We start from the raw sequence: 24,665 nt of genomic DNA on the forward strand, positions 1-24,665 counted from the left end.
CGCCTTAACAGTTGAGTGGCTTCAGCTTCAGCTCTTCAGGCATCGGCCGTTCCAGCACCCGGTAATAAATTTGTTCGTATTGTCGTGTAATTGCATCATTGCAGAATGTAAAACGAGCCCGATGCAAACAGGCCGCTTTCATCTTTTCGTATACATCCTGATCCGACAGCAGCTTTCTAGCGTATTCTGCCATCATTTCCACATCACCGATCTCAGCCAAAAAACCGCTTTCTCCATGCGTTATCAATTCAGGAATCCCACCTGCATTGGACGCAATCGTCGGAACACCGCAAGCCATTGCCTCTAGCGCGACAAGACCGAAGCTTTCCTTCTCTGATGGCAGCAGCATAACATCCGATAAAGATAACAGCTGGGCCACATCGTCCTGTTTGCCGCAAAACGTCACCCGGTCGAGCAATCCTAATTCTTTTACTTTACACAACACTTTGGACAGCTCCGGACCTTCTCCCACAAACAATAGTCTTGAAGGAATATCGCGGCTCACCCTGTCAAATATTTCGACGACATCGGTAACCCTTTTCACAGGCCGGAAATTGGATATATGTATAAGAATTTTCTCATCCGGATGGGCGAACTCTTTTCGAAGAGCCTGCACCTCGCGAGGGTAATACACTCTTTTATCTACAAAGTTGTACGCCAAATCAATCGGCTTAGTGATATCCAGCAATCTCCGTGTTTCATGAATCAAATCATCGGACACGGCGGTCACGGCATCGCTTTGGTTAATTGCATAACGAATCAGGTCGCTAAGCGACTCGTCCTGCGCCAATACCGTAATATCGGTTCCGTGCAGCGTGGTAACCACTTTCAATTTATCTCCGACCATTTGTTTGGCCAGCAGTGCGCATACGGCATGAGGGATAGCATAATGAACGTGCAGCAGATCCAGCTCTTCAAGCTGAGCTACCTGTGCCAATTTGCTGGCCAATGACAGATCATAAGGAGGATATTTAAACACGTAATAATCGTTGACTTCCACTTCATGGTAAAATATGTTTTTATCGAATTTCCCCAGTCGGAAAGGCATGCTATGAGTTATAAAATGGACCTCGTGTCCTTTTTCGGCAAGCAGCTTGCCGAGCTCGGTTGCCACTACACCTGAACCACCCAGGGTAGGATAACAGGTAATGCCGATTTTCAACCGTTCCTTCATACGGCTCCCTCCCTTGCCCATAGTATATTCCAATTACTCAAGGATAATTTGCCTGCGGCATCCTGCGAATTTAAAATAAATGGACCAAATACGGCAGCTTGCTTATAAAGCCCTCTGCATAAGGAACCATTCTTTTTTGTCCAAGCATCCGGTCCTTGGCTTCCACCCTTTCCAGATAACCTTGGTTTAACGGAGTCGCTACATAATTGTTGCCGGCAGCGGCACTTTCGAATTGCGTTCGATAAGCTTTCAAAGCGTCCATCTTCTGCTGATGAACATCCGATATATCGACCAAAAGGTCCGCCTCAACGACATCATTAATAAAATAAAAATAGGTCTGCTCGACGTTGTGCGCCTCGGTATCCGGTTCGTACTTGCGAAGCTTTGCATTAAACACCGCTTCTTGAACCAGCTTGCTGCATGCAATATGGTCAGGGTGACGATCCTCCCAGTAAGGCGCAAAGATTATCCTCGGCTTATGCTTCCGAATTTCTCGGGTAATAGAAGCTATAGGCTCAGGTCCTATCCATAAGCCGCGGTCTGGTAAACCCAGGTTAGACCGAAGAGCCAAGCCTAACACGTCCGAAGCCTTGGCTGCTTCTTCCTGACGGGTTTCTACCGTACCGTTAGAAGACATCTCTGCATACGTCAAGTCGCATATCCCGACACGATAACCTTGGGAGGTGTGCTTGACTATCGTGCCTCCCATACCTATTTCCGCATCATCAGGATGCGCACCGAAAATAAGAATGTCCAGTGAGTTACTCATTGTCATCCAACCCCGGTTTATATTTATGGACTAGCTCCCGCCATGCGAAGTCTCCGCGATCCAGAGCCTTCACCAGAATTTCCGCGGTTGCGATGTTGGTAGCTACAGGAATCCCCTGCACATCACACAAACGAAGCAGGGCAATAATATCCGGCTCGTGAGGCTGCGCCATTAACGGATCTCTCAGGAATATAATAAAATCCATCTCATTGGTAGCTACCATGGCTCCGATCTGCTGATCGCCGCCTAGCGGACCTGACATGAAGCGATGAACCTGCAGTTTCGTATTTTCCATGATCCTTGTCCCTGTTGTACCTGTTGCAAACAATTCGTGATGCTGGAACACGGGCTCATAGGCAATTACGAAGTTTACCATCTCATCTTTTTTTCTATCGTGTGCAATCAATGCGATTTTCATAGACATTGTACAGAACCCCTTATATTTTCACTTGATTTAATCTATAAAATGCTCAAAGCCGTAAACAATTCCTTTTAGCTCCATCGCTTTTTTGATAGCGACATTGACTCCAGGCATATAACCTGCACGGTCGTACGAGTCATGACGTATTTTTAAGGTTTGACCAAAGGCGCCAAAGATAACTTCCTGTTGAGCAAAAATGCCCGGTAAACGAACGCTATGTATTCTGAAGCCGTCGTACAAACCGCCGCGTGCACCTTCGATCGTTTCTTCCTCTTTCGGATTACCTTGACGCAGCTCCTGTCTTGTTTCAGAAATAAGCTCCGCGGTTTTGATCGAGGTGCCTGAAGGAGCGTCCAGCTTCTGGTCACCGTGATATTCGATAATCTCAAGATGCGGGAAATATTTTGCCGCTTGAGCCGCAAATTTCATCATAAGAATAGCACCAATGGAAAAATTGGGAGCAATGATGCCTCCGATCCCGAGCTCTTTGCATTGCTTGTCCCAGTTCTCGATGTCCTCCGGTGTGAACCCCGTCGTTCCGATAACCGGACGAACCTTATGTTTAATGGCCAGGGCCGTATTGCTTACGACGGAATGGGGAGTTGTAAAGTCTACCAGCACGTCAGGCTTGCCTTCTACAAGCGCCAGCTCAAGATCGCTGCTCATTTGAACTCCGCAAGCCTCCAGCCCAACAAGCCGACCCGCGTCAATCGTGAGGTCTGCGGATCGGCTTACAGCTGCAGCTAGCTCCAACTCCGGGTCTCCAAGTACCATCTTTACTACTTCTCGGCCCATTCGGCCACTTGCTCCTGCTACTGCTACACGAATTCGACTCATACCTTATCGTTCCTTTCATTACCTGCTAATATAAATGGATCATGACCGCAATAATTGCTTCAGCTTAAGCTGGTATTCATCAAGCAGCTGCCTGCCAATCTCATGCTCAGGGTCCAGCTTCAACAGCTCCCGTATCGCCTGGATGGCTTGACTATACTCCTTTAACCGGGAGTAGGCAAGACCGAGCATAAGGTAGGCTTCCCAGGACAATGAATCGAGCATAATCGCCTGCTTCAATAAAGCCACGGCCATCCACAACTGCTCTTCGGACCCGTTGAAATATTTCTCCGCCTGCCGGATCGTTTGCCTTGCTTGCAGATGCTGCAGGTGAAATATATAATGGTCCTCTTCAGGATCCAGCTTCATCGCTTGAGTTGCATGATGAATCGCTTTATGAAGCTTATTGCTTCTGGAATAAGTAATCGAAAGCTTGTAATGGAAGGTGGCATTATCCGGGTTCATCGCAATTGCGCGCTCGAACCATTCAATCGCCTGCTCAAAATCATTGTTCAATATGGCTTCATACGCCTTCTTGATAAGCCCTTCTCCATCCATCTGCCCATCCTCCTTTGTAAAAGGGTGATGGTACAGCATATGATTTTTACTCGCTTTCGGTGTTCAATTTTGTCCAACGATTCGCATCTCGGGTGTTAAACTTATGCATAATCTTATCATGTGCCTCTGTTAAATCGATCCCAAGGGAATTAGCGAAGCAAATGGTTATGAATAAAATGTCACCTAGCTCTAGCTCAATCGAGTTATCGGCCTCAGTAGGTTTTTTGGGCTTCTCGCCAAAGCGGTGATTCACTTCCCGGGCCAGTTCCCCGACTTCTTCAGACATGCGGGCCAGCATGGACAAGGGCTGAAAGTACCCTTCCTTAAACTGAGATATGTATTGATCCACTTCTTGTTGAAGCTCTTTAAGCGAGCGTTCTGCCATAGACATCAATCCTTTATTGAAATGTACCGTCTGAATACCATGTTATCGCAAAACAGGCAGACATGACAAATTTTTTTTGCCTGAAATGACGCATACTACAAAAAATGCACACTCCCGGCTTCTGCAACAGCCGTTACAATGAGATGCTTTTTGAGGAGAATGCTACTATGAAAACCGACGTATGGACAAGGGACAAGCTGCGGAACCTTCCCCCCATTCTGCTAGGAACCGCCATTTATGCATTCGGCTTACACTATTTTATCATCTCTAACGAGTTGATGGAGGGTGGGGTCACTGGCATTGCACTGCTTTTAAATTACATCTTCCATCTCCCACCATCTTTATCCACTTTGCTTATTAATATCCCTCTATTTTACTTGGGCTGGAGGCATTTAGGAAAAGAATCTATGGCCTATACGATTTTCGGTACCTTGGCCTTGTCGTTTTTTTTATGGATTATGGAATGGCTTATTCATCACCAATGGCTTGAGCCGTTTCGAACGAATAAGGATTACTTCTTGGTGACAGCTTACGCCGGTTTAACCTTGGGGGTTGGGCTCGGGCTTGTATTTCGTTACGGCGGCACGACAGGAGGAGGGGATATCGTTGCCCGTATCGTACAAAAAGCAAGAGGCTGGAGTATGGGACAGGTTATTCTTTGGTTCGATGCGACGGTTATTGGATCGTCACTTTTTTTTATTGACAAGGAAAAGATCTTATACACCTTCGTTGTAGTCTTTATCACGACAAAGGTGATTGACGTTATTATTGAAGGAGCATATGCTGCAAGGGCCTTTACAGTAATCTCAGATCATGCCGAAGAACTGGCCTCTCAAATTACGAAACAAATGGATCGCAGTGCAACCCTCATGCCTGCCATCGGTGCTTATTCCAAGGAACAGAAAAAAGTTCTCTACTGCGTCGTGGCGCGCCAGGAAATGAAAAAGCTTAAAGATCTTGTCCGTTCCGTCGATCCTCGGGCGTTCATTATCATTAACGAGGTTCAAGACGTATTGGGAGAAGGCTTTAAGCCTGAATAATCTATGTCCGAAGCAGGGTTCTAGGCTTCATCTTTTTTACGAACCGGGACGAGCCCGTTATCTTTTCGCGAAAGTCTCCAACCCGCAAATGCGAGAGCAGCTAGTATAAAGGAACCCAGTACCAGAGTCCAATAAATCGGATTTTGTTGATCTACAATTGGTAAATAGGCAGCCGCATCCTTTTTCAAAAACAGCTTGTCAATAATTTGACGCAAAGGAGTAATGACACTTGTTACCGGACTATACGGATCCTGGTCCGAACGCAGCTGGTTAGATAGGAATACCATTAAAGAATCAGCCTGCTCCACGTCACCAGGATTTCTGCTGATAAGCAGACTGGGATGAATAACAGCATAATGCTGTGCTAATTGATTGATGAACTGTGTCAGTCCTTGCTTTTGTTTATCTACTGCACTTCGTTCAATGCCGTTTACATCCTCGATCAAGAGCTTATAATATTGCAGCCACATCGGTTGATTCGTATGCGTTAAGGCATCGGTCGCAAGCCGAATTTTGGCCACATAGACTTGTCCCTCATCCGGTGAGTACTTTGCCGCGTTAAAAGCCCTCTTGGCCTGCGTTACGGTTTCCGCTAAAGCATTCATCCCCTCCACCGAGGCAATACCATAATACTGAATTTGAGTTACCTGATCCCCTAATTGCTGTAAAACCATTCGACCGCCCGTAATATCTCCCTGCATCACTTTGTTATACATGTCATCAGCGGTTTGATTCAGCAGCTCCACCCGTTGTACCTGTTCGGGACTCGGCAGCGTCTCATTGCTCTTGGACGAAGAGCTTTCTCGCTGGCTGCAGCCAATCAAAAGCTGTGTGCCTAACAGGATTGCCATGATTAGGCTTGTACCTCTCCAAGCACCTCTTAACAACATCGGACATCCCTCCTATGAATAAATTTATGGAAGGATGTCCGTATTTAGACCTGTTGCTTTTGCAGATTTATCCGTGCTTTCATTAAAAGAATCGAGACAATAATGCTGATAATACTTAACGCGATCGTAAAAGCAGCAACGCCGGGCAGCTCGTCCCACAACGATTTAGGAAGCCAAGGGAAGACGCCAACCCCGTAATCCATATAATCGTTAGCAAATGCCCAACTCGCTACAGCCAGAATAGCCCCTTTTCGATATGTATAAAGAGAAACATACAAAATAGCTTCTGCAGCCATCCCCAGATGGGATATCGTAAGCATCCAATCCTGCCAACTCACGCCGTCTCCTTGATAGGCAGCAGCCCAAATCATTGAAACAGCCCAAATTCCGTACTTAAATGAAGTGATAACCCCAAAGACTTCAACAAAGCCTCTAAACCAGCTCGTTTTGGGATTTTGAGTACCTTTATACGAATCGACAAGCAAATAAACCAAGGTGCCTATGAAAAATAGACTCGCGGTCGGACTGTCGGGTACAAATGGCAAATAAGCAAAAGATAGCTTTTGGGCGGTAAATTCCAACTGCTTGCCATACCAGATATAACCGTAAATCGTACCTAAAAAGTTTACCCAGAACATACTCCAGAGCATGAACCTGCTCGATAAAAAAGCTTTTGAAACATAGTATCGTAATGACATCCTCAGCAAGTATGCTCCCTTCGTACGTTTATTGAAAAAACCTCCACTGAGGCTTTCAAGATGAGCGACCGCGTTCTATGGTTGGTTTTATCGCCAAATACAATTTTTACATCCGACGACCTTGGAAGCTTATAAATTGTATTGTGGTGAGAAAAGACCTGACCGTTAGTACGGTCAGGTCCTGTAAGTCAGACTACTCTTTTTTCTGTTTGGCTAACCATTCCGCGAGCTTGGTAATGTCCGCATCCGTTAAGCCTTTTTTGATATTGTCATCATATTGAGCAGCCATGTTGCCTTGGCCTTTCTTAATGATGTTCATTATTTCATCCTTGTTGTGCTTATCGCCTACGCCGCGTAGCGCTGGAATACCGGAAGACGGCATACCTTTCAGCTCTCCACCGTGGCAGGAAACGCAAGTCGCTTTTTTGTAAATTTCTGCAGCCGGATCATCCGCAGCAACAATTGCAGCTGCTGCAGCAGGCTTCTTAGCTGCTCCGCCGCCTTCTCCGCCACTGCCTTTACCAGCATGAAGCTCTTCTTCGCGCTTGATATGCTCAGGGATAATGTTCTTCTCCTCAAGCTCTTTCTCATAGTGCGTCCAAGAAACGACAGTCAGGTAAGTACAAGCAACCAAAGTCAAGATCATGAGCAGTGATGCGATCGGACGTCTGTAGAAACGTCTTTCTTTTCCTGTATCTAGGAAAGGAGCGACCATCAATCCACCGAACATGATGGCTGGAACGATAACCGTACCGAATACGACGAATTTATCAGATGTATACGGATACTTCAGCAATTGGTACATGAACAAGAAGTACCAGTCTGGCATTGGGATAAATTGAGTGTTCGTTGGATCGGCAGGGTAACCAAGAGGTGCCGGATCGGAAACAACGAGTACGAGTATCCCTACAAGTACTACAACCCCAACCATCCATTCTTTTAATAGAAAGTTAGGAATAAATACTTCAGATTTCCCAGGAAACGCGGAATAATCCGGCTGGGGAATATGCGAAGATTTAGCACGAACGCGTGAATCTCCAACATAAACGATTTTTTCATCAGACTTATGACCGTGTGCCACCTATTTGCCCCTCCTTACTTCTTATAGTGTCAGAAAGCTCCCCTGCATGACAGCAAAGGGACATTGACTTTCTGCACGCAAGAAAAAATACCTTTCTTACTGCGGACGCTAACTTCAAATGACGTCGTACAACGTTTTCTTAAAGCGGACCGGAAATACCTTGTTTACGAATCATGAAGAAGTGTCCTGCCAACAAGGCAAGCAATGCGCCTGGCAAGAAGAATACGTGCAAGGCAAAGAAACGGGTTAAGGTTTGCGCTCCGACAATCTCGCCACCTTGCAGGAAGGTTTTGATATAGTCACCCAGATAAGGAACGGATGCAGCAATCTTAATACCAACTTGGGTTGCAAAATAAGCTTTGTTATCCCATGGCAGCAGGTAGCCAGTAAAACCAAGACCCAACATGACGAAGAAAATCAATACTCCGACAACCCAGTTCATCTCACGCGGTGCTTTATAAGAACCTGTGAAAAAGACGCGCAGTGTATGTAGGAACATCATAACGATTACCAAACTCGCACCCCAGTGATGCATACCGCGAACGATAACGCCGAATGCCACTTTGTGCTGAAGGTAATCCACGCTTGCGTAAGCGTTAATAATATCCGGCACATAATACATGGTCAGGAACATACCGGACAGAATTTGAATAACCGTGATAAAAAACGTCAATCCACCAAAACAATAAACAAATGCGGAAAAATGGTGCGCCGGATTCACGTGTTCAGGAACCTCATGATCGGCCACATCTCTCCACATTGGCGTGATATCTAGACGTTCATCAATCCAGTTATACATATTTTTAAACATCTGATGTTACGCCTCCTTATTTGACCCTCTTGTTCGGACCGAGCTGTCCTACATAAACGAAGCCGTTCTCCACTTTGAGATCATATTGATCCAAAGGAGCCGGCGCTACAGCAAGGTTCTTACCGTCAACCGTGTAATGCGCACCGTGACAAGGACAGAAATACTGATCCTTATACTCCGGATTGGCATTCCAGTTTACCGTACAACCAAGGTGCTTACAGGTTGGATTCAATGCAAACAGATTGCCGTCCTTATCCTTGGAAATCCACGCTTCCAATTCCGCATCATTTTCAAACCAGCCATCCACTTGGTGGACTTTAAACTTGAAGGATTTCGGCTCGTTCGTGATTTGCCCTGTTTCCACAACCTTAACCCAATCTGCCTTTGATTTAGGTTGAAGTACAGGATCAACAGCAAATCTCACCATAGGTACCAGCATACCGGCTCCCATGAAAGCTGTAGCTCCACCCAGGGTATAGGAAAGAAACTGTCGACGGGACATCTCTCGACGTTTAACCGGCTTTTCTCCCTGATGTTGCGCATCCTGATTATTGTGCTCGCTCATTCTCGTTCTACCCCCTTTTGCAACATATATCACGTCGTTCGACATAACTTTACACCACATACTAGGACATTACTAATAATAGCCTACGAGTTAGGGTGCGTCAAGAATTTTGCCTTGCTTTTCAAGGCCCCAACTCTTGTCCCGGTGGTAACATTTAACGAAATTGTCACATCTGTGAACAAGGTGATTTTGTATGTCCAGTAGATAGAATTAGCAAAAATGCCACTGAACATACACGCTTCGCAAACGTTACCTTCCTGCCCATATTTGCTGCAGTTTCTCTGCAATATTAGACTGGACGGCTGCCTTTGCTTCCTTCAATATTTCAGGCGTTATGACGAATGCTGCGTCAGCATCAGCTGAATCCATCTGGCTTGCAGCCCCTTGCTGAGCTGAGACAAGAACAACGTAGCGGAAGCTTGACTTCAGCTTCTTGCAGATTTGCTGGAGCTGCGGCATTCCCGTATCCGCAGGAACATAATGAAAAGCCGGATAAGTCAAAACTCTACCTTTATAAGGTATTTCCAGAAGGTCCAGAGCATCACGCAAATCTTCCAAGCATTTGGTCGCCTCCCAGGGCTGTTCGTCCCCTGTTAAACCCGTCACTGGAAGCAAGCAGGTATCCACATAGGGCTGCAACTCTTCCCAAGAAGAGGCTTCTACATCACTAAATTTCATTGTTTTCTCCCTTTCCATCCATTTCTGATGAACCCAATGTAACACAAAAAAAAGACATATGAAGGAGTTTCATATGTCTTTCATCAAAATGTCATAATTTAGGCCTCGGAACTTCGGTTGTTTCCATGAGTGTAGAGCGATCTTAGTTCTGTTGTCAGGGCAAGAAACGATTCTTCATCTCCCTTGGCCAAAGCCAAATCAATCTCTTTGTACAAATACTGTTCCCTATACTTGCGTAAGGCCTCATCCCAGACCATTTCCGCAAATAAGCTCAGCATCATATCATTAGAAACGTTCATTTTGCCCATTGAACCTACCTCCAAACCGGGTCTCTCTTCATATTTAGATTTAGAATAGAGCTAAGGGTTACGCCTGCTGCCGATATTCGCTTCCTTTTGTTACATAGCTTTCCGTCGTTCGCTGCATCCGTTGCAAGTCAGCTTCCAGTAAATCACGAACAACCTTGGCAGGGGAACCGAGTGAAAGAGTGTAGGGGGGAATATGTTTATTCTCCGTAACGAGCGAACCTGCCCCTACTAAAGCATATTCACCAATGTTGGCTCCGTTAAGTACAATAGCCCCCATCCCGATTAATGTGCCTTTACCTATATGGCAGCCGTGGATGATAGCGCCGTGTCCGACTGAAACCTCCGCCTCAACAAGAAGAGGCTGATTTACATTGACATGTCCAATACATCCATCCTGTATATTACTGTTGCGCCCGATTCGAATCGGTGCTAAATCTCCACGAAGGACGGTATTGTACCAAATGCTTGCACCTTCCTCAATCACAACATCTCCAATGATTTGTACCCCGGGCGCCAAAAACACAGATTCGTGGATCTGTGGATATATTCCGTTAAAACTGTGCAGCATGCTTATTAATTCACTCCTATTCCAATAGATGGTGGTGTGATTTTAACAATCGCTTTACCTGTTGTCAAACGGAATCGATATCTTGTCCTCTTCGGCAACATAATTGCCTTGGATGATTCGGCTACCCAGTTTAGTTATTTGTATTACCGTTCCATGCTCCTCATGCTCACCTATTCGTAATAAACCCAGATGCATCATCATTTGCAGCACTCGCTGCTCCAATATGGATTCGGGTGTGTCGTAATAAAACGGTCGAATCAGCGGGACCAACACTTCCTTGAGAGATGCCGCTGTGACCCAGTCTCTTGCCAACCGATCCAGCCAAAACACGAGTGATTGAAGATTAGGAATTGCATTTTTGTAAAGCCGCAGCCAGAAGCGGTAAACTTGCATAACATCCTCATGCTGCTTTGCCGCTACTCGCTCTCTGCCTTTTTCCGATAAGACCAGAACTTGGTGAAGCTCTTGAATCAGCTCGGCAAAATAGCAATAATCATAAATGAGCGAGAACCGATTCGGATACTCCTTAAACATCCGTCCATATCCGAAACGCCATGCTGTTTTGCCTACTGGCTCTTCTTTCACGGACAGGCGATCCAGCACTTGCTGCAGCTGCCGCTTATACATAAAATTCTCTGTGGTTAGAGCCGCTTCCTGCTGAGAGATGTACTGCAAAAAATGAGAGATATCGTCGAGTAAAAGCTGCTGCTCGTCCCTGTATACACCAGGTTCTACTGTAAGAATTAAGGACCGCTGAAACTGTTTGGTCATTGCATCTCCGAACCTGCGTTTCAAATCATTCGGAACCTGAAACAAATACTTCGTATCTCTGGAATATCCGTTAAATAACCAGCCCCGCTGCTTGAAACGGGTAATCATTTCCCGAGGATTCCACTCCTCCTTATCATCTTTCACGAACTTGCTTTGCTGCACTCGTGCGAGCAGCTCCTCCAAGCTAAACGAACCGCGTTGATCGAAAATTAATGAATTCAAAAAACGCACATCTTCAATGGACAAATCAACCATTTGGCGCTCGAATACTTCTCTCCGATTCACAGTGGTCAGGATGGACTGGATCAACTCGTTCTTGGAGTGGCCGTTGCATTCACAGTTGTACGTATCGGCAATTCGGCTCAGATCGTGAATATCCGCATAGCTTAACATATCCGCTAAATTCATGGTCCCACCTCCATTACTTGCTTACTACCATTATGGGAAGATATAGCAAATTTAAACGGGCCGCCCTAAAAATATGCCAAAAAAAAGCCTGCAACCCTAACTTGGGTGCAGACTTCCGTATATTATTTATATCTCTTGCAAGTGGGTCGTACAATTTAAAAGCTTGCATAACCACTCACTCTCTACGTGCTCTACGATTGTGAGCGAAGTATTATGAAGATGTGAATCCACCGGTTTACCCAGCAGTCGCTCCAATACTGGCGCAATATACCCGCCATGACTAACAAGAAGAATACGTTGACCTCGATGTTTTTGCTCTAACTCCTCCAGAAATGTAGCCCATCGTTCCAGCAGCAGCTCATCGCTTTCCATTCCGAGTTCCAGCTCTCGCCAATTCTCGCCCCAACGACCGATTCGATCTTCCAGCGTAGTTCCTTCCAATTCTCCAAAATGCCGTTCTCTCAAACGTTTGTCCGTTCCTAATAATGGAGTTCCCGTAATCTCGGAAATGGTCATGGCCGTTTGCTTTGCACGTATCAAATCACTAGAGATGATTCCGTTCCATAACTCACCTTGGAGCCGCTTCGCTAGCTGCTGCGCTTGAAACACCCCCACCTCAGCCAGCTCTGTGTCCATCTGCCCCTGCATCCGCCCTGCCAAATTCCATTCTGTTGTGCCATGTCGTATAAATCCTAAGGTGATCAAAGCGTTCCCCTCTTTCCGATAATACACGGCTAGTAAGAAAAAGACCCCATAGGGGCCTCGTCACAACTATGCTCTATGTGTGTTATACTACGATCTTGTTCGTGATAACCAATTCATGATAAGCAGTGTGCAGGTCAAGCCAAGTAGAGAAACAAAGATCAAATAATCCTTCAGCGTATGAATAGGTCCCGCCTGGTACATAAACGGTTCACTGAATCCCTTGAGACTGGCAACGGCCGATGGCATGGAATGCACGTTCATCGATTCTGTCTTGTTACCTGCAACGACAACCGGCTCTTCAATACGTCCGAAAACGGATGAACTTGCAGCAGAGGCAACTGTCTCGGCCTTTGGTTGATATATTACAGAATAAACAAACGAAAAGATAAATAATGCAAGACATACAGCAATGGCGGCTGTCACATTTCTCCTGAATTTATACGTGATAGAGTACAGCCGGTCCGTTACTGGAACGCGCCAGCTTTCATCCTCATAAATTCGATTCATCACACTTTTCGAGATGGGCCTCATCTCCGCAGCAATCTCTTCTGCTTCAGCCGCAGAGTGAATAAGCCCCATGCTTTCTTTCCACATCTCAAATTCCAATGCACAAGCGCGGCAATGTCTGATGTGCTCATCTACCCGCTGTCTCTTCAAATCATGTTCGGCAAGATCCCAATAGTCACCGAACCATTCCTGAATTTCATCACATTTCATCATCGATTCATCCCTTCATACTCCTCAAAAATCGGATCAAGAAAGTATGGTTCCAACTGGAGCTTAACACTCGCTCTCGCCCTGAACAATAAGGATTTAACCGAGCTTACGGTCTGCCCAAGGATATTGGCAATTTCCTGATAATCAAGTTGATCGTATTCACGCAAAATCAGCGCTGACCGCTGTTTTTCAGGCAAATTGTTAATGGCATCGCGAACCATCGATACTTTCTCGTTACGCAAAACGGTCAATTCCGGCATCGCATCTGCTCCTGCATGAGGTTCAAGACCGCTTTGCTCTAAGGAAACCTTGGTATTCTTATTTTTACGCAGCTCACTTAGAACCGTATTTCTTGCAATCGTGTACAGCCATGTTGAAAAAGTAGCTTCAACCTCTCTAAAGGAATGCAGACTCCGGTACGCCTTATAGAAGGTTTCATTGCACAAATCCTCCGCAAGGGATTCCATTTGCGCACTTTTCAGCATGTGGTATACAAATGCTAATATTTTGCGTTCATAGCGCTGCATTAATTCGTCGTAAAGCTGGACGTTACCGTCCTTGATCTCTCTGATCAACTGGGAATCGGTCATTCAATACGACCCTCCTTGTGATTCCTGCTTACTCCCAGCGATTCTAAATGTATTACCTCAGGGGAGTAAAAAAGTTGCGGCATATTTTAAAAAATTTATAATCCTTTTAACGATTTCTATTCTATATTCGAGAAATGAGTCAAAATTCCTGCTTAATCGACATGATTCAGAAGAATTTCCAAAAAAAGGTGTAAACTTCTACTACTAGTGTACGATAGCACCCTTAAATTCAGGATAAAAACACAAAAAAAATACCACCTTTATAAAAAGGTGGCTGCACATAGTGCCATTATTCGGATAGGAGTGGAGAGAAACCATACTGTACTTTTATTATATGTATACGGTTACAAAATGTCAACGGTTTTTTTGAAAACGTTTCCTAAAAAGATGTAACAAAAAAGAAAACTACACATGGACCGTGTAGTTCTCCTTTTTTAAGAGCTCAATCGCTTTATCCATATGAGCTTCATCACGGAAAGATAGTCTCAAAGCACCATGAATCCCCTCGCGGCTTTCGATAATATGGATGTTGCTCAAATTTACTTTATGATTGCCGAGCAGCATGGTGATCTGTCCAATAATACCCGGGTGGTCCGGTACATCGACATATACTTCGAACACAGATGTCAGAATGCCCTTGCGCCGCTCCGGCAAGCTGCTGCGGAATTCACTCGCTGTGCGAAACTGCTCTTGGATGCCTTCCCCATCGTAGCTTTGAAGCAGCTCTACGAAACGGTCTACCTCATCATTCCAATCGGTTAGAAGCTTCAGCATAACATCCCGGTTATTTATCAAAATATCCCGCCAAATGATGGGGTCGCTGGAGGCGATTCTTGTTATGTCACGGAAACCGCCGGCGGCCAAATTTTGATACAATGGGTTGGTTTCATTATATTTCGCAATTTGGTTTACCAAAGCAACGGCAATGATATGCGGTAAATGACTGATGGCCCCTACTACATCATCATGCAAACGCGGGTCCACCTTGACCAGAATAGCACGGGTCCATTGCAGCAGCTCCGTTAGGCGAAGATACGCTTCCTCAGGGGTCGTTTCATCAGGAGATAGCACATAGTAAGCATTCTCAAACAAATGAGAGGTAGCCGCCTCTACACCTGACTTCTCCTTCCCGGCCATAGGATGACCTCCGATGAAATGCGCATCCTTCAATTGAAGGCGTGATGCGCAAGCCGCCACGGACGCCTTCGTGCTGCCTACGTCTGTAATGATGCAACCCTTCTTCAGAGGCAGGTTAGCCAGCTTAACCAAATATTCCTCTAGATTCCCCACGGGAACGCACAAAAAAATAAAATCCGCATCCTGAACCGCTTCTTCCATCGATGTCGTCGCATGGTCGACCACTTCACGCTTCATGTATTTTTGTACCGAATGGGGATTGTTCGAATGACCTACGACGGTCACTCCCGGCTTGCCTTTGAAGCAGAGCGCAAGAGAACCGCCGATCAGCCCAACGCCGAAAATAGCAATTTTTATCATCCAAAGTTTCCTTTTATCTCATTTTGTAACACAAAGTTTCCTGGCATACACAGCCATTAAGCCTCAACGGGCACCTCATTCAAAGCTTTTTCCAGAGCCGCTATGAATTTTTCATTCTGTTCCCGGCTGCCGACTGTAACACGAATTTTGGTAGGCTCTCCCCAACCCGCATCATGGCGAATAATAATGCCTTTGCAAAGCAAGGAATCAAATACTTGCGCACCCGGGCGCTGCACATCCACCATGATGAAATTGCCGTGTGCAGGATAGTAAGAAAGATTCAGCTTTTTGAATTGCTCCGACAGGTACGCAATGCCTTGAGCATTCGCTTCGCGGCAGTCTTCAATAAACTGATTGTCCTTAAGTGCTGCCAAAGCCGCTTTTTGGGCAAAACCGGTTGTATTGAACGGTTCACGAACTTGGTTGATCGAACGGATCACATCTGCATGTCCGATGCCGTAGCCGATACGTAATGTAGCCAGTCCATAGATTTTGGAAAAGGTACGGAGAATAATGGCGTTTTTGAACTGATTGATCAAAGCGATGCTGTCCGGGTATTCCCCGCTCACGTTATATTCCGCATAAGCTTCGTCCAAAACGACAAGTACGTGTGGAGGCACAGCTTTAAGGAAAGCTTCTACTTCCTGATGCGAATGCATCGTACCTGTAGGATTGTTCGGGTTGCACAGCCACACGATTTTGGTGCGCTCCGTAATGGCGGCCAGCATAGCCTGAAGATCATGAGCTCCGTCCTTCAACGGAACCTCAATGCATACGGCCCCTTCAATCTCGGCATTGTGCTTGTATTGAGGGAATGTCGTCGTGGCCATGATCGTTTCATCGCCCGGCACGAAAAAGGCACGCGCCAGCATTAAAATAATTTCATCCGAGCCCGCACCAAAAATAACTTGATTGGTCTCCACTCCGAAATGCTCCGCTACGGCATTCGTCAATTCCACGGCACCACCGTCGGGATAGATGCTGGCTTGATCAACATGCGCAATAATAGCTTCTTTCGCTTTTGGAGAGCAGCCAAACGGATTTTCGTTGGAAGCCAGTTTAATAACTTCCGTAAGTCCCAACTCACGCTTTACTTCTTCCATAGGTTTGCCCGGCTTATAGACCGGCAGGTGGACAATATTTTTCTTTGGTTGCACCCAGGTCACCTCATTTAAAGTTTGGTATGTTCGTTATCCAGTTAGTTCCCTATTAATTCTCTCACAAAATTATGAATTTGCAAGAGAGCCTGCGGGCGCGTCGATTCCTTTTCAAACAATGGAAGTGCTTCCTCCACCTGGCGAACCAATGCACTTCCGACGACGATGCCGTCACAAGACTCTGAGAATCTAGCAAATTGTTCATGAGTAGAAATCCCGAAGCCTACCGCTATTGGGAGGTTCGTTGCTTCTTTTACCGTAGTCAAAAACTCATCGATCCCGCTATGAAACTGCGTTCTCGTCCCTGTAACCCCCAAGGAGGAAACACAATATACAAAGCCTGACGCTCTGGTTACAATGCGCTTGATCCGATCGTTGGAGGTTGGTGCTACAAGCGGGATTAAATGTATGTTGTTCTTCTCGGCCAGAACACGAACCTCTGCATCTTCTTCCATAGGAAGGTCCGGAATAATAAGGCCGCTAATGTCACTTTCCTTCAGCACTTCAAAAATCCGCTCCAAGCCGTATTGCAGCACTGGATTATAATAAGTGAACAAAATAAAAGGAAGCTTGCAGCCCTCGCTTCTGGCCTGCCGCGCGGCGTCCATTACATCTTGAATGGACACCTGATGATGCTTAAGCGCTCTTTGCGAAGAACGCTGAATGACAGGCCCATCCGCCAACGGATCGGAATAGGGAACGCCCAGCTCCACCATACTCGCACCCGATGTCTCCAACTGCTTCATAATATCAATGGAGGTGCGCACATCCGGATCGCCTATGGTTAAAAAAGGAATGAAGGCCGGCTGACGGCTTTCCTTCAGTTCAGCGAATTTTAGATCAATGCGATTCATTCGGCGTACCTCCCAAATATTTCATGATCGCTTCCACGTCTTTGTCTCCGCGTCCTGACAAGCTCACAACAATAATTTGGTCCTGACTCATCGTCGGTGCCACCTTCATTGTTTGTGCTATAGCGTGCGCGCTCTCCAAAGCAGGAATAATCCCCTCGGTCCGACTAAGCAGCTGCAGCGCTTCTAATGCCTCTGCATCTGTAATCGGATAATATTCAGCACGATTTGTATCCTTCAGGTACGCATGCTCCGGCCCGATGCCCGGATAGTCGAGTCCGGCAGAGATGGAATGCGCTTCTTGTACTTGACCATAAGGATCCTGCAGCAAATAGCTCATTGACCCTTGGAATACGCCGTGGCTTCCCTTCGTCATGGTTGCCGCATGCTTATCCGTATCAATGCCACTTCCTGCAGCTTCGGCGCCAATCAAGCGGACACCTTCATCTTGAACGAATGGGTAGAAAATTCCGATCGCGTTGCTTCCCCCGCCTACAGCGGCAATAATTGTATTCGGCAGACGTCCCTCCAGCTCCATAATTTGTCTGCGGGACTCATCTCCGATAATTCGCTGAAAGTCTCTTACCATCATTGGATAGGGGTGTGGACCGGTTGCAGAGCCTAGAATGTAGAACGTATCGTCTACATGGCTTACCCAGTAACGAAGTGTTTCGTTACAAGCATCCTTCAATGTTTTCGTCCCCGAAGTTACAGGCACAACCTCCGTCCCCAGAAGATTCATACGAAAAACATTCAGCTGTTGACGCTTCGTGTCTTCCTCACCCATGAATACCTTACATTCATAACCGAGCAAAGCTGCTACAGTTGCAGTCGCAACGCCATGCTGGCCCGCTCCCGTTTCGGCGATCAGCTTCTTTTTCCCCATCCATTTGGCAAGCAAGCCTTGACCAAGCGCATTGTTGATTTTGTGAGCACCTGTGTGGTTTAGGTCCTCACGCTTCAAATAAATTTTAGCCCCGCCCAGGTGCTTAGACAGACGTTCTGCATAGTAGAGCGAAGTCGGTCTGCCGGAGTAACGGTGAAGCAAGTAGCTCAGCTCTTGCTGAAATTTTTCTTCCTTGGAAAATTTCTTATAAGCTTCTTCCAATTCAATTAGCGCATTCATCAACGTTTCGGGAACATACCGTCCTCCGAATTTACCAAAGCGGCCCAGTTCATCAGGGACCTGATTCATTGTTGCTTCACCCTTTCGACAAAGCTTGTTATTTTCATTGTATCCTTAACGCCATTCGTTTCAACACCACTCGACACATCTACACCGTCCGGAGCATAAGCTTGAACCAGTTCCCATACATTATCCGCCTCCAAGCCCCCTGCTACAAGCAGTTGAATACCTGCGTTTCTGCACCATTGCTGGTAAGGGGGAATGGTATCCCAGGCAAACGTCTTGCCTGAACCACCACCATATACCGGATCGAATGTATCCAGAAGGATTGCATCGACTGTATGCTTGTACGGCTCAAGCACAGAGGCAATAGCATGCTGCTCGTGCGCGTTCCCAGCATTTGCTTCCGCAGGTGATACATTACCCCCGTTGGCTGCCTTTGCCTGCACGACCGAGATGACCTTCCAAACTTGAACGCCCGGAAAAGTATTCTTAATCCATGCACACAACTCGGCACTCTCATGGCTGTGCAGCTGGATTACGTCCAATTTGGCCACCTGCATTAAAGCCTGAAGCTCCTCGCGGCTGGGATCAACAAAAACACCAACAGAAAGCGGGGTCTGCTCACCAGACTCCCGCCGTTCTTCCATTACGCGAATCATTTCCGCTGTCTGCTGAGGCGTTACCTGCCGTTTGCTTTTTGCAAACACGAATCCGATATAATCTATCGGTAAATGCAGAATGGCCCGGACCAGCTCAGGATCGCGCAGGCCGCATATTTTAACACGGGTTGTTCCCATAGTTTATTCTACCCTTTCGCAGCGTAAACGCCTAGTAAATCATGCACTGCTTGTTCCACGACGGGCTGACGCATGAAATGCTCACCAATCAATACGGCCTTGGCGCCGATCGATTGCAGGTATTCAATTTCAGACGGCTGGGAAATTCCGCTTTCACTGACTACCGTTACCTCATTTGGGATGTAAGAAATAAGCTCTTCCGTTGTTTTCAGATCGGTGACGAACGTTTTTAGATTGCGGTTATTGATACCGATCAGTCTGGAATCCAGCTCCAATACGCGATCTAGCTCTTCTTTATCATGAACCTCGATGAGCACATCCAAGCCGATACTCTTCGCGATGTCGGAAAAATTCCGTAGCTGATCCGTTGTCAGAATTGCAGCAATCAGTAATATAGCATCCGCCCCAATACAACGGGCTTCATAAATTTGATGAGCATCTATCGTAAAATCCTTACGCAAAATCGGAACGTTCACCGCTTGACGTACTTGACTTAAAAAATTATTGGAACCTTGAAAATAATCTACATCCGTTAGAACGGAAATACAGTCCGTACCCGCTCTTTCATAGGCTTGAGCCAGTTGAACCGGTTCAAAATCTTCACGGATCAGGCCTTTGGAAGGCGAAGCCTTTTTCACCTCGGCAATAAGCCCCATAGGACGATGACGTCTCGAAGACAGCGCACTTTCAAAGCCCAGACACGCCGGCAAGGAGGCAATCGTCTTCTCCATCGCTGCAATAGTCAGCTTTTCTTTTAGTACAGCAACCTCACGCTGCTTGGTTTGAACGATCTTATCAAGAAACATATCTGATTTCTCCCGTACATTGGACTAGTTCCTGCAGCTTCGACAGGGCCTGCTTCGAATCGATAATATGAGCGGCATACTTTACGCCTTCCTGCAGAGTACCGCACTTGCCTGTAACGTAGAAGCAAGCCCCTGCATTAGCAAGCACGACATCCCGGCACGCTCCGGTTTCGCCTTGAAAAATATGACGGATAATTTGTGCATTCACTACAGGGTCACCGCCTACAACCTCTTTGACGCTGTAAGATTTGAGGCCCAACACATCTGGGGTTACATCATAAGTGACGATTTGACCGTCTTTGAGTTCAGTAATTTGCGTAGCGTCCGAAATGCTGATTTCATCCAAACCATCGTAGCTTGCCAGCACCAAAGCCCGTTTCACCTGGAGTGCCTGCAATACATGGGCCATCGTTTCCGTCAAGCCGCGGTCAAAAATACCCAATACTTGCCGATCTGCTCCCGCCGGGTTTGTTAAAGGTCCCAGCAGATTAAACACGGTGCGAACTCCGAGCTCCTTCCGCGGGACAGCCGCGTATTTCATTGACTGATGGAAGCGCTGGGCGAACATGAAGCAGATGCCTACCTGCTCCAAGCATCTTGCCGCCTGGACCTCATCGAGCTCGATGTTCACACCAAGCGCTTCCAGCACATCTGCGCTGCCGCTTTTGCTGGACATCGCACGGTTGCCATGCTTCGCTACCCGAATCCCGCCTGCAGCCGCTACGATCGCAGACGCCGTGGAAATATTAAACGTATCCGCTCCGTCACCGCCCGTACCGCATGTGTCAAGCAGATTGGCCTGCTCCGTTTGAACATGATTCGCCTTCAAGCGCATTGCTTCTGCGAAGCCTGTTATTTCCTCTATCGTTTCGCCTTTCATCCGAAGTACCGTCAAAATCCCCCCGATTTGAGCAGGCGTTACATTGCCGTCCATAATGCTCAACATCAGCTCCCGCGCTTCCACACGGGTCAAATGCTGATTTCCGATCACCTTCTGAATTGCTTGCTGAACCGTCATTTGTTTGTCCATGAATACTGCCTCCCCAAAGTATCTTAAGCAGCCGATATAAAGCTCCAAAGGCCGAAGCGAAGCGGCTGTCGGAACATATAGTTGTTAAAAGCTATAAAAGATTAATAGTCGTGATTGATCGCGTGCGCCATCGATTTTTGTTCAAAAACCTGTTCTGCCGTACGAATGGCTTTGAGCATCCCTGTTGCTTTATTGATCGTCTCTTGATACTCGCTCTCAGGTACCGAATCCCATACGATACCGGCACCCGCTTGGACGTAGGCTTTACCGTTCTTGAAAATGATGGTGCGAATCGTAATGCATGTATCCAGATTCCCTGAGAAACCCAGATAGCCGATCGCTCCTGCATAAGCGCCGCGCGATTCATTTTCCACTTCCGCAATAATCTCCATAGCTCTTAGCTTGGGCGCTCCAGATACAGTGCCTGCGGGGAGGCACGAAAGAAATGCATCGAAGAAGTCTTTATCCTTCGCTATTTTCCCAGAAACATTGGACACAATATGCATAACGTGCGAGTAACGCTCAATCTGCATAAACGTATCGCATTTGACGGTACCGAATTCGGATACGCGGCCGATGTCATTGCGCCCCAGGTCAACAAGCATTAGATGCTCCGCACGTTCCTTCTCATCAGCCAATAGCTCGACTTCATAAGCTTGATCCTGCTCCGGCGTCTTTCCTCTAGGACGGGTTCCAGCAATAGGACGGGTTTCGACCTTCTCATCCTCTACCCGAACAAGAAGTTCAGGAGAGGTACCGACGATCACTTCGTCGTCCATTTTCAAGCAATACATATAAGGCGAAGGATTCAAAGTCCGCAAAATTCGATAAACGTGAAGAGGAGACACATCCGTTGCAATTTCAAAGCGCTGCGAGAGCACGACTTGAAAAATATCGCCGGCCCGAATGTACTCCTTCGCTTTCTCCACATTGCTAATAAATTGTTCCTTGGTCAAGTTCGATTTCACTTCACCCAACTCCACATCGGATGGAATCGGCTGCTGTGTCATGGACAACGCAGGCAGAGGCCGTTTCAACCGTTCAATCGTCTCCTCGATTTTCGCGCAGGTAGCTTCATAAGCTTTCACAATTTGAGCGTCCGTTCCTTGAGAAGGGATATGAACATTGGCAATAATTTTCAGCTGTTGTTTAAAGTGATCGAACACAATAACCTGATCGCAGAACATGAATTGGATATCATTCATTTGCAGATCATCTACCCGATGTGCCGGCAATTTTTCATAATATTGCAGTAAATCATAGCCGAAGAATCCAACTGCACCACCTGTAAATCTCGGTAAATCCGGCGAGGATGGGCTGGAATAAGCGCGTAAATACCCTTTTAGCACATCAATCGGCTTTTCCGGGGTTTGGGTTGTCTCCTGCTTTGTCTCGATCTTCGTCACACCGTTTTTTGCGGTTATCATAAGAAACGGATCCGTTCCGATAAAGGAATACCGAGCCCATTTCACGCCGCCTTCCACACTCTCCAGCAAGAAGGCTCTGCTCTCCTGATAAAAATGCTGGAACACCCGAATCGGTGTCTCAGTATCGGCCATCAAAGTTCTGGCAACAGGGATCAGATTATAATCCTTCGATAAACGTATAACTTCCTTCGCTTCCGGTGTGTACATAGACAACTCTCCTCTTCTCGTCTCAAAATGACCTCAATCTGTTCTCTATATCTGATAAAATAAAAAAACCTCTACGTCAAAGTAGAGGTGGTTTCGCAGATGATCATTACCGTAACAGTCCCCTTGAAGTGCCCGAAAAAGACAACATCAAATAAACATAAGTGCAGAAAAATTCTGCGCACGGGGTCTGGACACGTTACTCGGCTCATCTCAACTCTGCTCAACTGCAATGCTCGCTCTACTCTGCTCAACTGATCTTACAACTCACTACTGTAACTATACTATTGGCTTTATGCTTTTGTCAATTTCGATAAATCCGGACGCAAACGCATGGCTTCCTTCAAATAAACATGAACGATCTCGTTCTGTTTCTTGTCCGTATTGACCATCAGCATAAATCGAATGCAATTCGATAATGCCCCGACAACCGGTACTTCGACGGAACACATCAAGGGTACCAGCTCAAAGCCCGGCAATTGACGGATTGCGCTCGCGGGAAATGTCGCCGTTAATTCGGGAGTGACTGTGATATACACAGCACCGATTTCTTCCGGAACAATACCGTTCTGCTCAATAATTTGATTCCACAGTTCTATCGTAGCTGCCAAAATTTCTTCCTTATCATTCTGCTCAACGGTTGTTGCTCCGCGAATTCCACGAACAAACATGCGCTATGCCTCCTGTTTCAATTCCTCAACGATTTCTCTCACCCAAGCTGAAGAAATGTTCTTGTTGATCTCCACCTTGCCGATCTCGGTTGGTACGATGAAAACCATGTTACCTTCCATAAACTTCTTATCATGCAGCATTGCAGACATAATGTCATCCGTATTCAAATGCTGCGACAGCCGTGTCGGCAATCCGTAGGCCTGAAGTATTCTTTTGGTAACCGTATATATATGCTCCGGGTACCCCAATCTCAAGGCAAGCTTCGCTGAACCGACCATGCCGATCGAGATCGCCTCGCCATGAAGCAGTTCGTTGTATCCGCTAACGGCTTCCAATGCATGGCCTATCGTATGGCCAAGATTTAAAATAGCGCGAAGATCGTTTTCTTTCTCATCCTGGGAAACCACAATCGACTTCACTTTACAGCCCATGTACAAGCCGTACTGCAAGGCTTCCTGATCGAGCGAAATCAGCTTCGATGCATTCTCTTCCATCCAGGCAGTAAAGTCTGCATCCCAGATGAGACCATGCTTTATCATCTCAGACAAGCCCGCGCGCACCTCGCGGTCCGGTAATGTACGAAGCGTTGCCGTATCGTACACAACCATTTCCGGCTGATGAAATGCACCAATAATATTTTTTGCCATAGGATGGTTGACAGCAACCTTACCGCCAACACTGCTATCGTGCGCCAAAATCGTTGTAGGCACTTGCACGAACCGAACCCCACGCATATAGCTTGCAGCCACAAAGCCTGCCAGATCGCCTACCACACCTCCGCCCAAGGCGATAACGGTTGATTTGCGGTCAAGGCCCGCTTCCAAAGCAGCCGCTACTACCTTTTCCAACACGCTCAATGATTTGGACTTTTCCCCTGAAGCTACGATATAAGAAGCCACTGTGTAGCCTTCCTCCCGAAGCTTGGTTTCAACGATGGCAAGATGATGCTTAGCTACGTATTCATCCGTCACGATAAGCAAGGGAGATGCCTTACCAATATGATGCTTAGCAAAGAATGACCCGATTTGTTCCAAGATGCCCTCCCCGATATAAATCGGGTAAGAGCGTTCGCCTAACTCCACTTTAAGTTCTCTCATCCGTCCCAACACTCCTTAATTATATGA

General features: G+C 46.6%; 29 protein-coding genes. 1 reads left to right on the forward strand and 28 read right to left on the reverse strand.

The genetic code is table 11. The annotated features are described in order from the left end of the window. Positions 1-4: 4 nt before the first annotated feature. The 6 genes from bshA to CF651_RS02815 form a co-directional block, all read right to left on the reverse strand. Positions 5-1,174, reverse strand: a complete 1,170-nt coding sequence (gene bshA / locus CF651_RS02790) for an N-acetyl-alpha-D-glucosaminyl L-malate synthase BshA (protein WP_094013285.1) — start codon at positions 1,172-1,174, stop codon at positions 5-7. Between the two features lie 70 nt (positions 1,175-1,244). After that, positions 1,245-1,943: a bacillithiol biosynthesis deacetylase BshB1 gene (gene bshB1 / locus CF651_RS02795; RefSeq protein ID WP_094013286.1), complete on the reverse strand. Its 699-nt coding sequence runs from the start codon at positions 1,941-1,943 to the stop codon at positions 1,245-1,247. Next, on the reverse strand, positions 1,936-2,361 hold the full coding sequence (locus tag CF651_RS02800; RefSeq protein WP_179232667.1) for a methylglyoxal synthase: 426 nt from the start codon (positions 2,359-2,361) through the stop codon (positions 1,936-1,938). The genes bshB1 and CF651_RS02800 overlap by 8 nt, the downstream gene beginning before the upstream one ends. Positions 2,362-2,397: 36 nt before the next feature. Next, the gene (gene dapB, locus CF651_RS02805) at positions 2,398-3,201 is read right to left on the reverse strand and encodes a 4-hydroxy-tetrahydrodipicolinate reductase (RefSeq protein WP_094013288.1); all 804 of its coding nucleotides are present in this window, start codon (positions 3,199-3,201) and stop codon (positions 2,398-2,400) included. A 39-nt stretch (positions 3,202-3,240) separates the two neighbouring features. Then, positions 3,241-3,756 (reverse strand): tetratricopeptide repeat protein, encoded by a 516-nt coding sequence (locus CF651_RS02810; RefSeq protein ID WP_094013289.1) that lies wholly within the window; start codon positions 3,754-3,756, stop codon positions 3,241-3,243. 46 nt (positions 3,757-3,802) lie between these two features. Then, a complete protein-coding gene (locus tag CF651_RS02815; RefSeq protein WP_094013290.1) occupies positions 3,803-4,141 on the reverse strand; it encodes a nucleotide pyrophosphohydrolase in 339 nt (112 codons plus the stop codon). A gap of 167 nt (positions 4,142-4,308) precedes the next feature. Here CF651_RS02815 and CF651_RS02820 point away from each other — a divergent pair, with 167 nt between their 5' ends. After that, a complete protein-coding gene (locus CF651_RS02820) occupies positions 4,309-5,181 on the forward strand; it encodes a YitT family protein (protein WP_094013291.1) in 873 nt (290 codons plus the stop codon). A 20-nt stretch (positions 5,182-5,201) separates the two neighbouring features. Here CF651_RS02820 and CF651_RS02825 read toward each other — a convergent pair whose 3' ends face one another. The 22 genes from CF651_RS02825 to aroB form a co-directional block, all read right to left on the reverse strand. Next, positions 5,202-6,071, reverse strand: a complete 870-nt coding sequence (locus CF651_RS02825) for a sporulation protein YpjB (RefSeq protein ID WP_245855643.1) — start codon at positions 6,069-6,071, stop codon at positions 5,202-5,204. Between the two features lie 44 nt (positions 6,072-6,115). After that, the gene (locus CF651_RS02830; RefSeq protein WP_245855644.1) at positions 6,116-6,769 is read right to left on the reverse strand and encodes a DUF1405 domain-containing protein; all 654 of its coding nucleotides are present in this window, start codon (positions 6,767-6,769) and stop codon (positions 6,116-6,118) included. Between the two features lie 193 nt (positions 6,770-6,962). Further along, complete coding sequence (locus tag CF651_RS02835) at positions 6,963-7,850, reverse strand: c-type cytochrome (RefSeq protein WP_094013293.1); 888 nt, start codon at positions 7,848-7,850, stop codon at positions 6,963-6,965. Positions 7,851-7,989: 139 nt separating this feature from the next. Next, on the reverse strand, positions 7,990-8,661 hold the full coding sequence (gene qcrB, locus CF651_RS02840) for a menaquinol-cytochrome c reductase cytochrome b subunit (RefSeq protein ID WP_094013294.1): 672 nt from the start codon (positions 8,659-8,661) through the stop codon (positions 7,990-7,992). A 16-nt stretch (positions 8,662-8,677) separates the two neighbouring features. Beyond that, positions 8,678-9,226 (reverse strand): Rieske (2Fe-2S) protein, encoded by a 549-nt coding sequence (locus CF651_RS02845; protein WP_094013295.1) that lies wholly within the window; start codon positions 9,224-9,226, stop codon positions 8,678-8,680. A 249-nt stretch (positions 9,227-9,475) separates the two neighbouring features. Continuing rightward, positions 9,476-9,904 carry a DUF2487 family protein gene (locus CF651_RS02850; protein ID WP_094013296.1) on the reverse strand — a complete coding sequence of 143 codons (429 nt, stop codon included), beginning with the start codon at positions 9,902-9,904 and terminating at the stop codon, positions 9,476-9,478. A 98-nt stretch (positions 9,905-10,002) separates the two neighbouring features. Continuing rightward, positions 10,003-10,212: an IDEAL domain-containing protein gene (locus tag CF651_RS02855; protein WP_094013297.1), complete on the reverse strand. Its 210-nt coding sequence runs from the start codon at positions 10,210-10,212 to the stop codon at positions 10,003-10,005. A 58-nt stretch (positions 10,213-10,270) separates the two neighbouring features. Further along, a complete protein-coding gene (locus CF651_RS02860; protein ID WP_094013298.1) occupies positions 10,271-10,780 on the reverse strand; it encodes a gamma carbonic anhydrase family protein in 510 nt (169 codons plus the stop codon). A gap of 54 nt (positions 10,781-10,834) precedes the next feature. Next, positions 10,835-11,959, reverse strand: a complete 1,125-nt coding sequence (locus tag CF651_RS02865) for a hypothetical protein (protein ID WP_094013299.1) — start codon at positions 11,957-11,959, stop codon at positions 10,835-10,837. 126 nt (positions 11,960-12,085) lie between these two features. Continuing rightward, entirely contained in the window at positions 12,086-12,664 is a 579-nt protein-coding gene (locus CF651_RS02870; protein ID WP_094013300.1) for a histidine phosphatase family protein, read from the reverse strand. An 87-nt stretch (positions 12,665-12,751) separates the two neighbouring features. Then, positions 12,752-13,384 carry an anti-sigma factor family protein gene (locus tag CF651_RS02875; protein WP_245855645.1) on the reverse strand — a complete coding sequence of 211 codons (633 nt, stop codon included), beginning with the start codon at positions 13,382-13,384 and terminating at the stop codon, positions 12,752-12,754. Further along, positions 13,381-13,971 carry an RNA polymerase sigma factor gene (locus tag CF651_RS02880; RefSeq protein WP_094013301.1) on the reverse strand — a complete coding sequence of 197 codons (591 nt, stop codon included), beginning with the start codon at positions 13,969-13,971 and terminating at the stop codon, positions 13,381-13,383. The genes CF651_RS02875 and CF651_RS02880 overlap by 4 nt, the downstream gene beginning before the upstream one ends. Before the next feature lie 405 nt (positions 13,972-14,376). Further along, entirely contained in the window at positions 14,377-15,468 is a 1,092-nt protein-coding gene (locus tag CF651_RS02885; RefSeq protein ID WP_094013302.1) for a prephenate dehydrogenase, read from the reverse strand. Positions 15,469-15,524: 56 nt separating this feature from the next. After that, a complete protein-coding gene (hisC, locus tag CF651_RS02890) occupies positions 15,525-16,625 on the reverse strand; it encodes a histidinol-phosphate transaminase (protein WP_094013303.1) in 1,101 nt (366 codons plus the stop codon). A 41-nt stretch (positions 16,626-16,666) separates the two neighbouring features. After that, complete coding sequence (gene trpA / locus CF651_RS02895; protein WP_094013304.1) at positions 16,667-17,479, reverse strand: tryptophan synthase subunit alpha; 813 nt, start codon at positions 17,477-17,479, stop codon at positions 16,667-16,669. Further along, positions 17,466-18,671: a tryptophan synthase subunit beta gene (gene trpB, locus CF651_RS02900; RefSeq protein WP_094013305.1), complete on the reverse strand. Its 1,206-nt coding sequence runs from the start codon at positions 18,669-18,671 to the stop codon at positions 17,466-17,468. Before trpB ends, trpA begins: the two co-directional genes overlap by 14 nt. Continuing rightward, on the reverse strand, positions 18,668-19,402 hold the full coding sequence (locus CF651_RS02905) for a phosphoribosylanthranilate isomerase (RefSeq protein ID WP_094013306.1): 735 nt from the start codon (positions 19,400-19,402) through the stop codon (positions 18,668-18,670). The genes trpB and CF651_RS02905 overlap by 4 nt, the downstream gene beginning before the upstream one ends. A gap of 8 nt (positions 19,403-19,410) precedes the next feature. Next, complete coding sequence (trpC, locus tag CF651_RS02910; RefSeq protein ID WP_094013307.1) at positions 19,411-20,208, reverse strand: indole-3-glycerol phosphate synthase TrpC; 798 nt, start codon at positions 20,206-20,208, stop codon at positions 19,411-19,413. Further along, the gene (trpD, locus tag CF651_RS02915) at positions 20,198-21,238 is read right to left on the reverse strand and encodes an anthranilate phosphoribosyltransferase (protein WP_094013308.1); all 1,041 of its coding nucleotides are present in this window, start codon (positions 21,236-21,238) and stop codon (positions 20,198-20,200) included. The genes trpC and trpD overlap by 11 nt, the downstream gene beginning before the upstream one ends. A 101-nt stretch (positions 21,239-21,339) precedes the next feature. Beyond that, positions 21,340-22,872: an anthranilate synthase component I gene (trpE, locus tag CF651_RS02920; protein WP_094013309.1), complete on the reverse strand. Its 1,533-nt coding sequence runs from the start codon at positions 22,870-22,872 to the stop codon at positions 21,340-21,342. Positions 22,873-23,162: 290 nt separating this feature from the next. Further along, positions 23,163-23,540, reverse strand: coding sequence for a chorismate mutase (gene aroH, locus CF651_RS02925; RefSeq protein WP_094013310.1), 378 nt, complete (start codon positions 23,538-23,540; stop codon positions 23,163-23,165). A gap of 3 nt (positions 23,541-23,543) precedes the next feature. Next, complete coding sequence (gene aroB / locus CF651_RS02930) at positions 23,544-24,638, reverse strand: 3-dehydroquinate synthase (RefSeq protein WP_094013311.1); 1,095 nt, start codon at positions 24,636-24,638, stop codon at positions 23,544-23,546. Between the last annotated feature and the right edge of the window lie 27 nt (positions 24,639-24,665).

The organism is Paenibacillus rigui, assembly GCF_002234615.1.
GTDB lineage: Bacteria > Bacillota > Bacilli > Paenibacillales > NBRC-103111 > Paenibacillus_S > Paenibacillus_S rigui.

Excerpts from the sequence above, each read along its gene's own strand:
- bshA (WP_094013285.1), bottom strand. The coding sequence starts at position 1,174 with ATGAAGGAACGGTTGAAAATCGGCATTACCTGTTATCCTACCCTGGGT.
- CF651_RS02880 (WP_094013301.1), bottom strand. The coding sequence starts at position 13,971 with ATGACCGATTCCCAGTTGATCAGAGAGATCAAGGACGGTAACGTCCAG.
- trpC (WP_094013307.1), bottom strand. The coding sequence starts at position 20,208 with ATGTTTCTTGATAAGATCGTTCAAACCAAGCAGCGTGAGGTTGCTGTA.
- CF651_RS02905 (WP_094013306.1), bottom strand. The coding sequence starts at position 19,402 with ATGGGAACAACCCGTGTTAAAATATGCGGCCTGCGCGATCCTGAGCTG.
- CF651_RS02845 (WP_094013295.1), bottom strand. The coding sequence starts at position 9,226 with ATGAGCGAGCACAATAATCAGGATGCGCAACATCAGGGAGAAAAGCCG.
- trpE (WP_094013309.1), bottom strand. The coding sequence starts at position 22,872 with ATGTACACACCGGAAGCGAAGGAAGTTATACGTTTATCGAAGGATTAT.
- CF651_RS02825 (WP_245855643.1), bottom strand. The coding sequence starts at position 6,071 with ATGTTGTTAAGAGGTGCTTGGAGAGGTACAAGCCTAATCATGGCAATC.
- CF651_RS02815 (WP_094013290.1), bottom strand. The coding sequence starts at position 4,141 with ATGGCAGAACGCTCGCTTAAAGAGCTTCAACAAGAAGTGGATCAATAC.
- CF651_RS02830 (WP_245855644.1), bottom strand. The coding sequence starts at position 6,769 with ATGTCATTACGATACTATGTTTCAAAAGCTTTTTTATCGAGCAGGTTC.
- CF651_RS02855 (WP_094013297.1), bottom strand. The coding sequence starts at position 10,212 with ATGGGCAAAATGAACGTTTCTAATGATATGATGCTGAGCTTATTTGCG.
- dapB (WP_094013288.1), bottom strand. The coding sequence starts at position 3,201 with ATGAGTCGAATTCGTGTAGCAGTAGCAGGAGCAAGTGGCCGAATGGGC.
- CF651_RS02800 (WP_179232667.1), bottom strand. The coding sequence starts at position 2,361 with ATGAAAATCGCATTGATTGCACACGATAGAAAAAAAGATGAGATGGTA.
- CF651_RS02810 (WP_094013289.1), bottom strand. The coding sequence starts at position 3,756 with ATGGATGGAGAAGGGCTTATCAAGAAGGCGTATGAAGCCATATTGAAC.
- CF651_RS02850 (WP_094013296.1), bottom strand. The coding sequence starts at position 9,904 with ATGAAATTTAGTGATGTAGAAGCCTCTTCTTGGGAAGAGTTGCAGCCC.
- CF651_RS02820 (WP_094013291.1), top strand. The coding sequence starts at position 4,309 with ATGAAAACCGACGTATGGACAAGGGACAAGCTGCGGAACCTTCCCCCC.
- aroB (WP_094013311.1), bottom strand. The coding sequence starts at position 24,638 with ATGAGAGAACTTAAAGTGGAGTTAGGCGAACGCTCTTACCCGATTTAT.
- CF651_RS02885 (WP_094013302.1), bottom strand. The coding sequence starts at position 15,468 with ATGATAAAAATTGCTATTTTCGGCGTTGGGCTGATCGGCGGTTCTCTT.
- qcrB (WP_094013294.1), bottom strand. The coding sequence starts at position 8,661 with ATGTTTAAAAATATGTATAACTGGATTGATGAACGTCTAGATATCACG.
- trpB (WP_094013305.1), bottom strand. The coding sequence starts at position 18,671 with ATGAATCAGGTCCCTGATGAACTGGGCCGCTTTGGTAAATTCGGAGGA.
- bshB1 (WP_094013286.1), bottom strand. The coding sequence starts at position 1,943 with ATGAGTAACTCACTGGACATTCTTATTTTCGGTGCGCATCCTGATGAT.
- trpA (WP_094013304.1), bottom strand. The coding sequence starts at position 17,479 with ATGAATCGCATTGATCTAAAATTCGCTGAACTGAAGGAAAGCCGTCAG.
- CF651_RS02865 (WP_094013299.1), bottom strand. The coding sequence starts at position 11,959 with ATGAATTTAGCGGATATGTTAAGCTATGCGGATATTCACGATCTGAGC.
- CF651_RS02875 (WP_245855645.1), bottom strand. The coding sequence starts at position 13,384 with ATGATGAAATGTGATGAAATTCAGGAATGGTTCGGTGACTATTGGGAT.
- CF651_RS02860 (WP_094013298.1), bottom strand. The coding sequence starts at position 10,780 with ATGCTGCACAGTTTTAACGGAATATATCCACAGATCCACGAATCTGTG.
- aroH (WP_094013310.1), bottom strand. The coding sequence starts at position 23,540 with ATGTTTGTTCGTGGAATTCGCGGAGCAACAACCGTTGAGCAGAATGAT.
- trpD (WP_094013308.1), bottom strand. The coding sequence starts at position 21,238 with ATGGACAAACAAATGACGGTTCAGCAAGCAATTCAGAAGGTGATCGGA.